The 14,775-nt window shown below is 57.3% G+C and carries 15 protein-coding genes; 6 read left to right on the top strand and 9 right to left on the bottom strand.

Annotated elements, in window-relative coordinates; translation table 11 throughout:
- The 4 genes from QMM04_RS15595 to proS form a co-directional block, all read left to right on the top strand.
- The coding region (locus QMM04_RS15595; RefSeq protein WP_282996486.1) for a MetQ/NlpA family ABC transporter substrate-binding protein at positions 1 to 242 on the top strand (242 nt) is incomplete at its 5' end.
- 127 nt (positions 243 to 369) lie between these two features.
- Entirely contained in the window at positions 370 to 771 is a 402-nt protein-coding gene (gene rcsF / locus QMM04_RS15590) for an Rcs stress response system protein RcsF (protein ID WP_021507466.1), read from the top strand.
- Entirely contained in the window at positions 768 to 1,475 is a 708-nt protein-coding gene (gene tsaA / locus QMM04_RS15585; protein ID WP_264249336.1) for a tRNA (N6-threonylcarbamoyladenosine(37)-N6)-methyltransferase TrmO, read from the top strand. Before rcsF ends, tsaA begins: the two co-directional genes overlap by 4 nt.
- A 91-nt stretch (positions 1,476 to 1,566) precedes the next feature.
- Positions 1,567 to 3,285 carry a proline--tRNA ligase gene (gene proS, locus QMM04_RS15580; RefSeq protein ID WP_264249338.1) on the top strand — a complete coding sequence of 573 codons (1,719 nt, stop codon included), beginning with the start codon at positions 1,567 to 1,569 and terminating at the stop codon, positions 3,283 to 3,285.
- Positions 3,286 to 3,317: 32 nt separating this feature from the next.
- On the opposite strand, the gene arfB is transcribed toward proS, so the two are convergent.
- On the bottom strand, positions 3,318 to 3,728 hold the full coding sequence (gene arfB, locus QMM04_RS15575; RefSeq protein ID WP_021507469.1) for an alternative ribosome rescue aminoacyl-tRNA hydrolase ArfB: 411 nt from the start codon (positions 3,726 to 3,728) through the stop codon (positions 3,318 to 3,320).
- A 216-nt stretch (positions 3,729 to 3,944) separates the two neighbouring features.
- On the opposite strand from arfB, the gene QMM04_RS15570 reads away from it, so the two are divergent.
- Both QMM04_RS15570 and rof read left to right on the top strand, forming a co-directional pair.
- Positions 3,945 to 4,145 (top strand): YaeP family protein, encoded by a 201-nt coding sequence (locus QMM04_RS15570; RefSeq protein WP_013507964.1) that lies wholly within the window; start codon positions 3,945 to 3,947, stop codon positions 4,143 to 4,145.
- The gene (gene rof / locus QMM04_RS15565; RefSeq protein WP_021507471.1) at positions 4,132 to 4,395 is read left to right on the top strand and encodes a Rho-binding antiterminator; all 264 of its coding nucleotides are present in this window, start codon (positions 4,132 to 4,134) and stop codon (positions 4,393 to 4,395) included. Before QMM04_RS15570 ends, rof begins: the two co-directional genes overlap by 14 nt.
- A gap of 39 nt (positions 4,396 to 4,434) precedes the next feature.
- Here the strand turns inward: rof and QMM04_RS15560 are convergent, their stop codons facing one another.
- The 8 genes from QMM04_RS15560 to lpxB form a co-directional block, all read right to left on the bottom strand.
- The gene (locus QMM04_RS15560) at positions 4,435 to 4,743 is read right to left on the bottom strand and encodes a cytochrome c (protein WP_264251746.1); all 309 of its coding nucleotides are present in this window, start codon (positions 4,741 to 4,743) and stop codon (positions 4,435 to 4,437) included.
- A 15-nt stretch (positions 4,744 to 4,758) separates the two neighbouring features.
- Positions 4,759 to 6,057 carry a tRNA lysidine(34) synthetase TilS gene (gene tilS / locus QMM04_RS15555; RefSeq protein ID WP_282996485.1) on the bottom strand — a complete coding sequence of 433 codons (1,299 nt, stop codon included), beginning with the start codon at positions 6,055 to 6,057 and terminating at the stop codon, positions 4,759 to 4,761.
- A 54-nt stretch (positions 6,058 to 6,111) separates the two neighbouring features.
- Entirely contained in the window at positions 6,112 to 6,501 is a 390-nt protein-coding gene (locus tag QMM04_RS15550; protein ID WP_058770579.1) for a VOC family protein, read from the bottom strand.
- 75 nt (positions 6,502 to 6,576) lie between these two features.
- Positions 6,577 to 8,727 (bottom strand): lysine decarboxylase LdcC, encoded by a 2,151-nt coding sequence (locus QMM04_RS15545; RefSeq protein ID WP_282996484.1) that lies wholly within the window; start codon positions 8,725 to 8,727, stop codon positions 6,577 to 6,579.
- A 230-nt stretch (positions 8,728 to 8,957) separates the two neighbouring features.
- Positions 8,958 to 9,917, bottom strand: a complete 960-nt coding sequence (accA, locus tag QMM04_RS15540; protein ID WP_021507476.1) for an acetyl-CoA carboxylase carboxyl transferase subunit alpha — start codon at positions 9,915 to 9,917, stop codon at positions 8,958 to 8,960.
- A 12-nt stretch (positions 9,918 to 9,929) separates the two neighbouring features.
- Complete coding sequence (gene dnaE, locus QMM04_RS15535) at positions 9,930 to 13,412, bottom strand: DNA polymerase III subunit alpha (protein ID WP_058962060.1); 3,483 nt, start codon at positions 13,410 to 13,412, stop codon at positions 9,930 to 9,932.
- 31 nt (positions 13,413 to 13,443) lie between these two features.
- On the bottom strand, positions 13,444 to 14,070 hold the full coding sequence (rnhB, locus tag QMM04_RS15530) for a ribonuclease HII (RefSeq protein ID WP_034829460.1): 627 nt from the start codon (positions 14,068 to 14,070) through the stop codon (positions 13,444 to 13,446).
- The coding region (gene lpxB, locus QMM04_RS15525; RefSeq protein ID WP_282996483.1) for a lipid-A-disaccharide synthase at positions 14,063 to 14,775 on the bottom strand (713 nt) is incomplete at its 5' end. The genes rnhB and lpxB, both read right to left, overlap by 8 nt.

The raw sequence follows: 14,775 nt of genomic DNA, 5'->3' as shown, positions 1-14,775 counted from the left end.
ACGATCAGCAAATTGCGCTGGCGGTGATCAACACCACTTACGCCAGCCAGATTGGCCTGACCCCGGCGAAGGACGGCATCTTCGTAGAAGATAAAGACTCGCCGTACGTGAACCTGATCGTTAGCCGCGAAGACAACAAAGACGCGGAGAACGTGAAGAAGTTTGTTGAGGCTTATCAGTCAGACGAAGTGTCTGAAGCCGCCAACAAAATCTTCAACGGCGGCGCAGTGAAAGGCTGGTAATTATCCCTTTCATGCGGTGCAGGGCGGCTTCGGCCGCCCTTTCTATTTCAGCATGTGGCAGCTGACTTGTTATTTCTGGTCGTCCTTGTTTCAATAACGCCACTTTATATTACATGAGGATGTTGCCATGCGTTTTTTACCGCTCTGCTTGTTGGCATTGATGCTGACCGGGTGCGTGCGTGAATATCACCCAATAAGCAGTGCTCCGTCTCGCCCGCAGCAATCAACCAGCGAACCTCAGCGCAAACCGGCTGCGCGTCCGGCCCCGGTGAAGATCTATACCGATGCGACCGATCTGGTCAGCAATCCGTTCCGCGATCTGGGCGAAGTGTCGGGTGATGATTGCCAGAGCAGCACCCAGGACTCACCGCCGAACCTCAATACCGCGCGTAAACGCCTGCAGATTAAAGCGGCCGGCATGAAAGCCAACGCCGTGCTGCTGCACAAGTGTGAAATTGTCTCCAGCACGCCAGGCTGCTATCGCCAGGCGGTATGCCAGGGTTCCGCGCTGAAAGTCTCCAATCAATGAGTGAATTTGCCTTTGCGCAAATCGGCGTGATCCGTTCGCCGTGGAAAGAGAAATTTGCCGTACCGCGCCAGCCGGGTCTGGTGCAGGACGGCGGTGGCGAACTGCATCTGCTGGCGCCGTACAATCAGCCTGAAGCGGTGCGTGGACTGGAGGCATTCAGCCATCTGTGGGTGCTGTTCGTCTTTCACCAGACCATGGCCGGCGGCTGGCGCCCAACCGTACGCCCGCCGCGCCTCGGCGGTAATGCCCGCATGGGCGTATTTGCCACCCGCTCGACCTTTCGCCCCAATCCTATCGGCATGTCGCTGGTTGAGCTCAAAGGCATCCGCTGCGAGCAGCAACAGGTGATTCTGCAATTAGGCAGCCTCGATTTGGTGGACGGCACCCCTGTGGTGGATATCAAGCCTTACCTGCCCTTCGCCGAAGCGCTGCCTGAGGCGCGCGCGGGGTTCGCTCAGAGCGCGCCCGACGCCAGCATGCCGGTGCGTTTCTCCGCGCAGGCGCAGCAGCAGCTGCAGCTGCAGCAACGTCACTACCCGCAGCTGGCGCGCTTTATCACTGAAGTGCTGGCGCAGGATCCGCGTCCGGCTTATCGCAAAGGTGAAAGCCCTGGCCGTGAATATGCCGCGTGGCTGCTCGACTTTAATGTGCGCTGGCGCATTGACGCGGCGGGAACCGAGGTGATCGCGCTCGATCCACGCTAAAACAAGCTTTTGAGTGACGGATCTCGCTGGTACACTAGCCGCCAGCAAATTTTTTGTTCGTATCCTTCCGTACAACTGGAATCGTAAATTAATGCGTACTACTCAATATCTGCTCTCCACCCTGAAGGAGACGCCTTCCGATGCTGAAGTGATCAGCCACCAGCTGATGCTGCGCGCCGGTATGATCCGCAAACTGGCTTCCGGTCTCTATACCTGGCTGCCGACCGGTATTCGCGTGCTGCGAAAAGTTGAAAACATCGTGCGCGAAGAGATGAACAACGCCGGTGCGATTGAGATCTCCATGCCGGTGGTTCAGCCAGCCGATCTGTGGGAAGAGAGCGGACGCTGGGAGCAGTACGGCCCGGAGCTGCTGCGCATTAAAGACCGCCACGAACGTCCGTTTGTGCTGGGTCCGACCCATGAAGAAGTGGTCACCGACCTGATCCGCAACGAGCTCAGCTCCTATAAGCAGCTGCCGCTCAACGTCTATCAGATCCAGACCAAATTCCGTGATGAAGTACGCCCGCGTTTTGGCGTGATGCGTTCGCGCGAATTCATCATGAAGGATGCGTATTCGTTCCACACCTCGCAGGAGTCGCTGCAGGAAACTTACGATGCGATGTACCGCGCCTACAGCCAGAGCTTCAGCCGCATGGGGCTGGATTTCCGCGCCGTACAGGCCGATACCGGTTCGATTGGCGGCAGCGGCTCGCATGAGTTCCAGGTGCTGGCGCAGAGTGGTGAAGATGATGTGATCTTCTCCAGCGAGTCCGATTACGCGGCCAACATTGAGAAAGCCGAAGCGCTGGCTCCTGCCGGTGAACGCCCGGCGGCAACGCAGGTGCTGACGCAGTTCGCTACGCCAAACGCGAAAACCATCGCCGAGCTGGTCGAACAGCACCAGATCCCGGTAGAAAAAACGGTGAAAACGCTGATCGTGAAAGCCAGCGAAGAGAGCGGCCATTCGCTGGTTGCGCTGCTGTTACGCGGCGACCACGAGCTCAACGAAATCAAAGCCGAGCATCTGGACATCGTGGCCGCGCCACTGGAAATGGGCAGCGAGGAAGAGATTCGCGCCGCCATCGGTGCCGGTTTTGGTTCTCTCGGTCCGGTCGGTCTGACCATCCCGGTGATTGCTGACCGCACCGTAGCAAAAATGAGTGACTTCGCGGCAGGCGCCAACATTGATGGCCAGCACTATGCCGGCATCAACTGGGGTCGCGATCTGCCAGAAGCACGCGTAGAAGATATTCGTAACGTGGTAGAAGGCGATCCGAGCCCGGATGGCAAAGGCGTGCTGATGATTAAACGCGGCATTGAAGTCGGCCACATCTTCCAGCTCGGCACCAAATATTCGGACGCGATGAAGGCAGCGGTACAGGGTGAAGATGGTCGCAATCAGATCATGACCATGGGCTGCTACGGTATCGGTATCACCCGCGTGGTGGCGGCGGCTATCGAACAGAACCACGACGAGCGCGGGATTATCTGGCCAGCGGCGCTGGCACCGTTCGAAGTGGCGATTCTGCCGATGAACATGCACAAATCCTTCCGCGTGAAAGAGCTGGCGGAACAGCTGTACAACGAGCTGCGCGCCAAAGGCATCGACGTCATTCTTGACGATCGTAAAGAGCGTCCGGGCGTGATGTTCGCCGATATGGAACTGATTGGCGTACCGCACACTATCGTGATTGGCGACCGCAACCTGGATAACCAGGAGATCGAGTATAAAGCCCGCGCCGCCAGCGAGAAGCAGATGATTAAGCAGCACGACATCGTCGACTTCCTCAGCCGCGCCCTTAACAAGTAATCCCCTGACGCCTCCTGCCGGAGGCGTTTTTTTTAGCGTAGCTTGCCGCGCAGCGCCTTCACATTGCTGCGTCGTGATTTACCTTCCAGCCGCCGCTCTCGGGACGCCCGCGTCGGGCGCGTCGCGCGGCGCACTTTCTCCACCGTTGTCAGCTCGCGTATCAGGTTGATTAGCCGCTGCAGCGCCGCTTCGCGGTTCATCTCCTGGCTGCGATACTCCTGCGCTTTGATAATCACCACGCCATCGGCGCTGATCAAATGGTGGTTCGCCTCCAGCAGCCGCTGTTTATAAAACGGCGGTAGCGACGAGGCGTGAATATCGAAACGCAGATGGATAGCGGTCGACGTCTTATTGACGTGCTGGCCGCCCGCGCCCTGAGCGCGAATGGCACTGAGCTCCACTTCATTGTCCGCAATTGAAACACTACGTGACAGCACAATCATCTGCCACCTGCCGTTATCAGCGCGGTTGTATCCGGAAATAACCTGTTCATCAACTTAACCTTTTGTGCGCCGCCAGGCTGGCTGAGACCAGTGCTGGCTGTCACTTTTTGCCCTTTCTTTGCCACCTTCCCTGCGCCCCCTGGCTGATTTCCAGCGAACCCCTGTGATATAGTCGCATATCAACCAGAGTATTGATGCTCTGCTGAGGAGGTGTATGTGCAAAAGTATTGTGAGTTAGTTCGCCAGAAGTATGCCGAAATTGGTAGTGGCGACCTGGGGTATGTGCCAGACGCGATAGGTTGCGCGCTAAACGCACTCAACGATATTGCCGCTAATTCTGCGCTAAACTCTTCTGTCAGGGAACAAGCAGCTTACGCTGCTGCAAACTTATTGGTGAGCGACTATGTTGACGAATGAAGCCTACAAACCCATCAACTGTGATGACTACGACAACCTCGAGCTCGCCTGTACCAAACACTGGACGCTGTCGCTGGAGCTCAAAAACGGCGACCAGCTGAAGGCGAAAGCCGTGGACATGGTCTCACGTAAAAACGTCGAGTATCTTGCGGTCGACCTCTCCGGTGAAACGCGCGAGCTGCGTCTCGACCACATCGCCAGCTTCAGCCATCCTGAGCTGGGCACCGTTATCGTCAGCGAAGACGAATAATCTCTCCCCGGGCGGGAAAGCTATTCCCGCCCACCTCGCTTAAGGCTGCAGCGAAGCGTAGTACGCCGCTAAATCATCCATATCCTGATCGCTCAACCCGGCCACAAAGGCTTTCATTACCTCTGCCTGACCGCCACTGCGCTCGCCTTTTTTGTAAGCCTGCAGCGAATGCAGCAGGTAGGGCGCATGCTGCCCGGCCAGATTAGGGTAAAGCGGCACCGCGCTCTTACCTTCCGAGCCATGGCACGCCATACAGCTGGCGGCTTTCTGCGCGCCGGCCTTGACGTCGCCCTGCGCAAACGCCGGCAGCGCAGCAGCCAGTAGCGCCGCGACCATCCACTGTTTCATCATTGCTGTTCCTTTTTAGGGTGTTGACCAGATCGCCTGCCAGCCTTGCGTCTCGCCCGCCGCGCCTGCGCGGGTGACAAACAGCCCCGGCGCGGCAATCAGCGTCTGGTTGTAGTAAATCAACGGAATGCGTTCACGCTGCCACGGCGGGACGCCCAGCTCCTGCCACAGTTTTTTCATTTCGCGACCACCAGTCCGGCCGACAACATGGTGATAGCCGTGGGCCTGAAAGCGCACAATAACCTGTTCATTCCCCGCCGGCTGGCGCAGTTCCGCCTGCGCCAGGCTGGCGCGTAGTTCACCCAGCCCATCAGGCAAAATTAATGGCTGCGTCAGCGGCTGCCAGGTTAGCGAGTGCTGACTCAGTGAGTGCTGTCGCGGCAGCCAGTAAAGCCGTTCCCGGTAGCGCCGCAGTTCGTGCGCGCCAAAGCGCAGACACGGCTGTGCATCTTCACGGCTGTGCATCACCTCATCGGTAATGCGCTGCAGCGCGTCGCGCGCGGGCATTGCACCACCGCGCTCGCCAATCCAGCGCCGCAGCAGCGCGTGCCGTCGCGCCTCGCTACAGGCCAGCAGCGGCGGAAAATGCAGCGCGCCCTGGGCATCGGTCAGTTGCGCCAGCTGCTCGCTGAGCAGCTCATCCAGCAGTTGCTCCTGCTCACCGCACAGCGCTGCGCTGCGGGCGCTGGCCGCGCTGAAGTGCGGCCAGCGCGCCTGCAGCAGCGGCAGCACCTCCTGGCGCAGGAAATTGCGATCGTAGCGGCGGTCAGCGTTGCTCTCATCGTCAATCCAGTCCAGCTGGTGCCCGACAGCGTAAGCTTCCAGCTGCTGACGGCTGAGGTTGAGCAACGGGCGCAGATGCCAGTGGCCGTTAACCTGCCGCTGCTGCGGCATCGCCGCCAGACCCGCCGGACCGCTACCGCGCTTCAGCGCCAGCAGCAGCGTTTCAGCCTGATCATCAACATGCTGAGCAGTAAGTAAGTACTCACCGGGTTGCAGGTGAGTGAACAGCGCCTGATAGCGCGCCGTGCGTGCCGCTGCTTCGATGCCGCCATCGCGAGCGTCCACCTGCACGCGCAGCACCTCGCAGGGAATGTGCCACTGCTGACACTGCTGCTGGCAGTGCGCCGCCCAGCGATCGGCGTTGGGGCTTAAACCATGATGCACGTGTAATGCGCGCACGCGCAGCTGCGGCTGCTGGCGTTGCCAGCTCACTAACTGATGCAGCAGAACGCTGGAATCGAGCCCGCCGCTGAATGCCAGCACGCAGCGGGCATCGGCTGGCAGCAGCGCAGCAAGATGAGAAAAGGACATGCACGCATTCCGTTGAGGTGAACCGCCGGATTGCGGCTCACTGCGCGCGCTATTTTACGCCTGATACAGCTCCAGCGGCAAACCATCCGGATCGGGGAAGAAGGTGCAGGCTTTACCGGTGAGAGCATCGATGCGGATTGGCTCGCACACCACGCCCTTTTCTGCCAGCGCGGCAACCGACTGTTCGACATCATCCACACAAAACGCCAGATGGCGCAGCCCGCACGCTTCCGGCCCGCTGACGCGCGGCGGCGGCGCAGGAAACGAGAACAGCTCAATGGTATAGACGCCATTAAGGCCAAGATCGCCTTTCCATGAGTCGCGCTCAGCGCGATAGTATTCGCCCAGTAGCTCAAAGCCCAGCACGTCGCAGTAAAACGCCTTACTGCGCTGATAATCGGTGGCAATAATGGCGATGTGGTGGATCTGTTTTATCTGCAGCATAGCGGCTCCGAAAGTATTCTGAGCCGCTTAGCCTACGTGCCCGGCGCGACGCTGAAAAGAGGCAATTATCTGAAGTTAGCGCGCAGGCTCGTCACGCAGCACGCGCACCAGATAGCGACCGTCGTCGGTGAGCGTGGCACCGTGAATATCCGTTTCAAAGCCGGGATAGTGCCGCCCGATGGTGCAGAGCATCAGCAGGAAATCCAGCACCGCCCGGCTCTGTTCGGTAATCATCTCGCCCGGCATCACCAGCGGCACGCCTGGCGGATAAGGCAGGATCATGTTGGCTGAAATCCTCCCGACCAACTCGCGAATGTCCACGGTTTCCACCAGTCCCTGCACCTGCCGCTGAAACGCCTGGTGCGGCGTCATCTTCATCTCCGGCAGAACGTCGAATGCCCGCAGCATCAGACGCGGCAAATCGTGCTGCAGGATCAGCTGGTGAATGCCCTGCGCCAGCGTCTGGATGCGCATGTTACGGTAGAAGTCAGGATCTTCAGCATAGAGATCCGGCAGCATATTTTTTACCCGCAGGTTGAGATCGTAGGCGCGTTTGAACTCCGTCAGTCCGCGCAGCACGCTCATCGCTTTGGTTTTATCGATGCCAATGCTGAACAGGAACAGCAGATTGTACGGCCCGGTCTTTTCCACCACGATGCCACGCTGGTCGAGGAATTTCGCCACCAGCGCGGCCGGAATGCCCTCTTCCGCCATCTGGCCCAGTTCGCTCATGCCCGGCGTGAGAATGGTGACTTTGATGGGATCGAGGTACATATGATCGCGATCGGCGTGGGTAAAGCCGTGCCACGCCTCGTCGCCTGGCTGAATCGGCCAGCATTCGGCTTCATCCACCTGCTCCGGCTGCCAGATATCAAAGAACCAGCCGTCAGACTCTTCGCGCAGCCGCTGGATCTCGCGGCGAAAATGCAGCGCGCGCTCCACCGAGCGATTAATCAGCCGCCGGCCCGGATTACCGCGCAGCATCGCCGCCGCGGTCTCAATCGAAGAGACGATCGCGTAGCTCGGCGAGGTGGTGGTGTGCATCATGTAGGCTTCGTTGAAGGTGTCGTGATCGTAATCGCCCTTGATGTGAATCAGCGACGCCTGTGAGAACGCCGCCAGCAGTTTGTGGGTCGACTGGGTTTCATAGATCACTTTGCCGGGGATGCGCTCGCCGCTCATGCCGCTTTTGCCGCTGTAGATAGGGTGAAAATTGGTGTACGGCACCCAGGCGGAATCGAAATGAATGGACGGCACGTCCAGCGTCTGTTTGATGTATTGCGTGTTATACAGCAGACCGTCGTAGGTTGAGTTGGTGATGACCGCATGCACCGGCCAGCTGGCGCGCGGGGTCGCGTTAACTTTCTGCTGAATGCTGTCGCGGGTGAATTCGCGCTTAGGGATGCCACCCAAAATGCCCAGCGCGTTGCGCGTTGGTTTGAGCCAGATGGGGATGATGTCGCTCATCATCAGCAGATGCGTCAGCGATTTGTGGCAGTTACGGTCAATCAATACCGTGCTGCCGGCCGGTGCGGCGTACATTCCGACGATTTTATTCGAGGTCGACGTGCCGTTGGTGACCATATAGCTCTGCTCAGCGCCAAAGGTGCGCGCCACATACTCTTCTGCTTCGAGGTGCGGACCGGTGTGATCGAGCAGCGAACCCAGCTCAGTGACCGAGATCGAAACATCCGCTTTGAGCGTGTTGGCGCCGAAGAAATCATAGAACAGGCTGCCGACCGGGCTTTTCTGAAACGCTGTGCCGCCCATGTGGCCCGGCGTGCAGAAGGTGTATTTCCCCTCTTTGACGTAGGTGAACAGCGCTTTGGTCAGCGGCGGCATAATTTTGTCGATGTACTCATCGGTGTACTGCCGGATATGCAGCGCGATATCGTCAGCGGCGTTGAGCGCGTATTCGAAGAAGTGCAGCGCCATGCGCATTTCATTAATGCTGACATCCATCTGCGAATGGGTGTTGATGAAGGCATACAGCGGCAGTGATTCATTAAGCTGATTGATGTCGCTGCACAGCGCCAGGCTGTAGTCGTCCCAGTCAAATATCACCCCGCAGACGCGCGGGTTGTGTTCGATCAGTTTCAGCAGGTCGCTGGCATTGTTGGGATAAACGGTCTGGAAACCCTGCAGCTTCAGCGCCGCGTCCAGTTCGCGAATCGGTTCATCTTTGTAGAACGCGCCGTGCGGTCCCATGATCGCAATAATATTCAATGCTCACCTCCTGTGGTGTTGTGGCACGGAATAAGGATAGCGAAAAGTGGCGGGTGAATGTTCCGGAATAGCGCCGTTGTTGGCCTGATGTTTGCCAGCGAGGCATATCAGGTCGCCATGAATGGCGACCCTACAGGATTACTGCCGGTATTTTGTAGGGTGCGCATTGAGGTACAAACAGGCATAAAAAAAGCGGACCGGGGTCCGCTTCTGTGAAGGCTTTTCGGCGCTTACGCGTAGCCGTAGCTCATCAGGCGCTGATAGCGGCGGTTAAGCAGCTCTTCCGTACTCAGCACATCGAGATCGGCCAGATCGGCCAGCAGCTGCTGCTTGAGCGCTGCCGCCATGTCCACCGGATGACGGTGCGCGCCGCCCAGCGGTTCCGGGATGATCGAATCGATCAGCTTCAGCTCTTTCAGACGCCCCGCGGTGATGCCCATCGCTTCTGCGGCCAGTGGCGCTTTGTCAGCGCTCTTCCACAGAATTGACGCACAGCCTTCCGGTGAGATCACCGAGTAGGTGCTGTACTGCAGCATATTCACTTTATCGCCAACGCCAATCGCCAGCGCGCCGCCGGAGCCGCCTTCGCCGATCACGGTACAGATCACCGGGATCTTCAGGCCTGACATCTCGCGCAGGTTGCGGGCAATCGCTTCAGACTGGCCGCGCTCTTCCGCACCCACGCCTGGATAGGCACCTGGCGTGTCGATGAAGGTGATCAGCGGCATCTTAAAGCGCTCAGCCATCTCCATCAGACGCAGCGCTTTACGGTAGCCCTCGGGTGCTGGCATACCGAAGTTACGACGGATTTTCTCTTTGGTTTCGCGTCCTTTCTGATGGCCAATCACCATCACCGGACGCCCATCCAGACGCGCGATGCCGCCGACAATGGCTTTATCATCGGCATAGGCGCGGTCGCCAGCCAGCTCGTCGAAATCATCAAACGCATTGCGGACATAGTCCAGCGTGTAAGGACGCAGCGGATGGCGCGCCAGCTGCGCAACCTGCCATGCACCCAAATCGGAGAAGATTTTACGGGTCAGCTCAACGCTTTTCTCGCGCAGACGCTGCACTTCTTCATCCAGATTAATATCGTGTTTCTCATCCGAACGGCCAATTGACTTCAGCGAGTCGATTTTCGCTTCCAGTTCTGCGATTGGCTGTTCAAAATCCAGGTAATTAAGACTCATAATGTTCCTGTTTTAGTCAAACTCCAGTTCCACCTGCTCCGATCCTACTAACGACCGCAAATCGTTGAGTAAACGATCGCTGGGCGAAATACGCCACGCTGCACCAAAGCGCAGCTTCGCCCGCGCATCTGCTCTCTGATAATAGAGATGCACCGGAATGGTCCCGGAGCGATGAGGCTCCAGAGACTGGCGGAGACGGTTTAAAAGCTGGTCATCAATTTGCCTGTCCGTCAGCGAGATAGCAAGTCCGCGCGCGTATTTTTCCCGCGCTTCGTCGATGTCCATCACTTCTCGAGCGGTCATTTTAAGGCCACCGCTAAAGTCATCAAAGCTGACCTGTCCACTGACGATCAGGATACGGTCTTTCTCCAGCAACTGCTGGTATTTATCTAACGCATCGGTAAATAACATCACTTCCAGACGACCAGAGCGATCGTCGAGAGTACAAATACCAATTCGGTTGCCGCGTTTCGTGACCATCACGCGAGCGGCAATCACCAGCCCCGCCGCGATGGTTACTTTACCACGATCCGTCGGATGCATGTCCTTCAGGCGCATGCCGCCAACGTAGCGATCAATTTCTTTAAGATACTGATTAATTGGGTGGCCGGTGAGATACAAACCCAGCGTCTCACGCTCACCGTCCAGTTGAATCTGTTCCGGCCATGGCGTGATGTTGGTGTATGACTTCTCCACCTGTTCAGGCTCTTCGGCCAGCACGCCAAACATATCTGCTTGTCCGGTCGCTTCCGCTTTTGCGTGCTGATCCGCAGCTTTCAATGCATCGCTGAGCGCGCTCATCAAGGCTGCACGATGCGGACCAAGGCGATCAAAAGCTCCCGACATGATCAGCTTTTCCATCACACGACGGTTAATCTTTTTCGTGTCGGTGCGAGCGCAGAGATCAAACAGCTCTTTGAAGTAGCCGCCTTCGTTACGTGCTTCGATGATGGCTTCAATCGGCCCTTCACCCACGCCTTTAATGGCGCCGATACCATAGACGATTTCGCCTTCATCATTCACATGGAACGGATACAAGCCGGAGTTGATATCGGGCGGCAGCACTTTCAGGCCCATGCGCCAGCACTCATCCACCAAGCCAACGACCTTCTCGGTGTTGTCCATATCGGCGGTCATTACCGCTGCCATAAATTCTGCCGGGTAGTGCGCTTTCAGCCACAACGTCTGGTAAGACACTAAAGCATAGGCTGCCGAGTGCGACTTGTTAAAGCCATAACCCGCAAACTTCTCTACCAGATCGAAGATCTTCATCGAGAGTTCACCGTCAACACCCATGCTTTCTGCACCGTCCTGGAACACCGAACGTTGTTTGGCCATCTCTTCGGGTTTCTTTTTACCCATTGCACGGCGCAGCATATCCGCGCCACCCAGGGTATAACCCGACAGCACCTGAGCGATCTGCATCACCTGTTCCTGATACAGGATGATGCCGTAGGTGGGTTCCAGTACCGGCTTCAGGGTTTCGTGCTGCCACTGAATATCCGGGTACGAAATTTCTTCACGGCCGTGCTTACGGTCAATGAAGTTATCAACCATGCCCGATTGCAGCGGTCCCGGGCGGAACAGTGCCACCAGTGCGATCATATCTTCAAAGCAGTCCGGCTTCAGACGCTTGATCAGATCTTTCATGCCGCGTGATTCAAGCTGGAAAACCGCTGTGGTTTCCGAGCGTTGCAGCATATCGAAGCTTTTCTTATCATCCAGCGGGATGGCGGCGATATCAATCGGCTCCAACCCTTCTTTGGCGCGGCGCGGGTTAATCATCTTCAGCGCCCAGTCAATGATGGTCAGCGTGCGCAAGCCGAGGAAGTCAAACTTCACCAGGCCGGCGTATTCCACATCATTTTTATCAAACTGGGTTACCGGGAATTGGCCATTCTCATCACAGTAAAGCGGCGCAAAATCAGTGATTTTGGTCGGTGCGATAACCACCCCACCGGCGTGTTTACCGGCGTTACGTGTGACACCTTCCAGCTTGCGCGCCATATCGATTAGCGCTTTGACCTCTTCATCTGCCTCGTAGATTTCCGGCAGCTGCGGTTCCGCTTCAAAGGCTTTTTCCAGCGTCATGCCGGGATCCGGCGGGATCAATTTGGAGATGCGATCCACAAAGCCATACGGATGACCCAGCACACGTCCTACGTCGCGGATAACCGCTTTCGCCGCCATGGTACCGAAGGTGATGATTTGCGAAACCGCTTCGCGCCCATACATCTCGGCAACGTGATCGATCACCTGATCGCGCTTCTCCATGCAGAAATCGACGTCGAAGTCAGGCATTGAGACACGTTCCGGGTTCAGGAAACGTTCGAACAGCAGATCAAATTCCAGCGGGTCGAGGTCAGTGATTTTCAGCGCATACGCGACCAGAGAGCCTGCACCCGAACCACGGCCCGGCCCAACCGGGATACCGTTATCCTTCGACCACTGGATAAACTCCATCACGATCAGGAAGTAGCCAGGGAAGCCCATCTGGTTGATAACGTTGAGTTCAATCTCAAGACGTTCATCATATTCTGGCCGCTTCTCTGCACGCACCTTGTCATCCGGGAACAGGAATTCCAGACGCTCTTCCAGCCCTTCACGAGACTTCATGACGAGGAAATCTTCAGTCGTCATTTCCCCGGTGGGGAATTGCGGCAGGAAGTATTCACCCAGGCGTACCGTGACGTTACAACGCTTAGCAATCTCTACGCTGTTTTCCAGCGCTTCCGGGATGTCCGAGAACAGCTCGCACATCTCCTCTTCGCTGCGCATATATTGCTGAGGACTGTAATGACGTGGGCGTTTTGGATCGTCCAGCGTGAAGCCATCATGAATCGCCACGCGAATTTCATGGGCGTCAAAATCTTCTTCGTTGAGGAAACAGACTTCGTTGGTGGCCACCACCGGCACACCTTCGGCAATCGCTAACTCAACGGCGGCATGCAGATAAGCCTCTTCATCGGCGCGTCCGGTACGCGTCAGCTCGAGGTAATAACGATTGGGGAAATGTTCCTGATAGAAACTGAGGCACTGCGACACCAGCGCACTGTTGCCGCGCAGTAGACTGCGGCCAACATCGCCCTTGCGTCCACCGGAGAGCAGAATGATGCCTTCACCCAGTTCGACCAGCCAGTCACGGTCAATAATCGGTCCGGCAATGCCATATCCACGCTGATAGGCACGGGAAATTAACAACGTAAGGTTCTGATAACCGGTGTTGTTGGCGGCAAGGACCGTGAGTTGTGTCAGCTCATCGCCCATCAACTCGCTGGCGACGTGGAAATCCGCACCAATAATCGGTTTGATGCCTGCATCGTGCGCACTGCCGTAAAAACGCACCAACCCGCAAAGGTTGATGTAATCGGTAATCGCAATCGCCGGCATACCCAGCGCAGCCGCCTTCTTGACCAATGGCTTAGTTTTCGCCAGGCCATCGACCATCGAATAGTCGCTGTGTACGCGCAGATGTATAAAACGAGGTTCAGCCATATCAGTTTCCGATTAAAACAGCGTCAGGCTATTAAAGCGCAGTCGGCTGACGCGCGGCCAGCACATCAGCATCAATCAGGGCATTTCGCACCGGTGCAAAGCTGCGGCGATGATGTGGCGTGGCACCAAACTGCGTCAATTTTTCCATATGCAACGCAGTTGGGTAGCCTTTGTGCTGGGCAAATCCATATTCCGGGAACAACAGATCCAGCTCGGCCATTTCACGATCGCGCGTGACTTTCGCGATGATCGAGGCTGCACTGATCTCTTGTACCAGGCTATCGCCCTTCACCACCGCCTGCGATGGCATGGGCAATGCCGGACAACGGTTGCCATCGATCAACACAAAATCAGGCGTAACAGGCAGACCCGCTACCGCACGCTGCATCGCCAGCATAGTGGCGTGCAGAATGTTGAGTTGGTCGATCTCTTCAGGCTCCGCCCGGCCGAGGCTCCAGGCTAGCGCTTTCTCTTTGATCTCGTCATACAGCGCCAGCCGACGCTTTTCGGAAAGCTTCTTTGAGTCGGCCAGCCCTTTAATCGGATTCGCGGGGTCGAGGATGACTGCTGCGGTGACAACGGCGCCGACCAGCGGACCTCGCCCCACTTCATCCACGCCAGCAATGCGCTGTGCGTTTGGGTAGATAAACTCAGTCATTGGCAATCTCCAGTACGGCGTCCGCGGCTTGCTCATCAGCATTCCAGCGAATCTGTTGATGCAACTCGTTGAAGGTGTTCAGCAGGTCATCGCGCTCTGGTCCGGCATGCAACAGAGGTTCCAGCGCAGCCGCCAGTGCCTCTGGCTGGCACTCTTCCTGCAACAGCTCTTTGACCAACTCCCGACCCGCCAGCAGATTGGGCAGTGAAACGTACGGCGTTTTCACCAAACGCTTCGCCAGCCAGAAGGTAAAGGGTTTCATGCGGTAACCGACCACCATCGGACACTTCGCCAGCATGCACTCCAGCGCAGCAGTGCCGGATGCGAGAATCGCCGCATCGCTGGCGATCATCGCCTGACGGCCTTTGCCATCCAGCAAATGCATCGGTAGCTCGGGCGCCACTTCAGCTTTAATCTGTTCAAACTGTTCGCGGCGTTTGGCATTGACCAGCGGCACCACGATTTCCAGCGCGGGATAACGCTGACGCAATAACTGTGCCGCACGCAAGAAATCCGCACTCAGCATTTCCACTTCTGCACCACGGCTACCCGGCAGCAAGCCCAGACAGATCGCATCCTCCGCGATGCCTAACTCACGTCGCGCCGCAGATTTGTCTGGCTGCAGCGGCATGGCATCTGCCATGGTGTGGCCGATAAAGCGGCAAGGTACGTTGAATCGATCGTAAAACGCTTTTTCAAACGGCA

The sequence above is a fragment of the Pantoea sp. Pa-EAmG genome (assembly GCF_030024295.1).
Classification (GTDB): domain Bacteria; phylum Pseudomonadota; class Gammaproteobacteria; order Enterobacterales; family Enterobacteriaceae; genus Pantoea; species Pantoea dispersa.
Note: the sequence above shows the minus strand (reverse complement) of the source record. Positions and strands in the feature narration are given on the sequence as shown.

Excerpts from the sequence above, each read along its gene's own strand:
- rcsF (WP_021507466.1), top strand. The coding sequence starts at position 370 with ATGCGTTTTTTACCGCTCTGCTTGTTGGCATTGATGCTGACCGGGTGC.
- tsaA (WP_264249336.1), top strand. The coding sequence starts at position 768 with ATGAGTGAATTTGCCTTTGCGCAAATCGGCGTGATCCGTTCGCCGTGG.
- proS (WP_264249338.1), top strand. The coding sequence starts at position 1,567 with ATGCGTACTACTCAATATCTGCTCTCCACCCTGAAGGAGACGCCTTCC.
- arfB (WP_021507469.1), bottom strand. The coding sequence starts at position 3,728 with ATGATTGTGCTGTCACGTAGTGTTTCAATTGCGGACAATGAAGTGGAG.
- rof (WP_021507471.1), top strand. The coding sequence starts at position 4,132 with ATGTTGACGAATGAAGCCTACAAACCCATCAACTGTGATGACTACGAC.
- QMM04_RS15560 (WP_264251746.1), bottom strand. The coding sequence starts at position 4,743 with ATGAAACAGTGGATGGTCGCGGCGCTACTGGCTGCTGCGCTGCCGGCG.
- tilS (WP_282996485.1), bottom strand. The coding sequence starts at position 6,057 with ATGTCCTTTTCTCATCTTGCTGCGCTGCTGCCAGCCGATGCCCGCTGC.
- QMM04_RS15550 (WP_058770579.1), bottom strand. The coding sequence starts at position 6,501 with ATGCTGCAGATAAAACAGATCCACCACATCGCCATTATTGCCACCGAT.
- accA (WP_021507476.1), bottom strand. The coding sequence starts at position 9,917 with ATGAGTCTTAATTACCTGGATTTTGAACAGCCAATCGCAGAACTGGAA.
- dnaE (WP_058962060.1), bottom strand. The coding sequence starts at position 13,412 with ATGGCTGAACCTCGTTTTATACATCTGCGCGTACACAGCGACTATTCG.
- rnhB (WP_034829460.1), bottom strand. The coding sequence starts at position 14,070 with ATGACTGAGTTTATCTACCCAAACGCACAGCGCATTGCTGGCGTGGAT.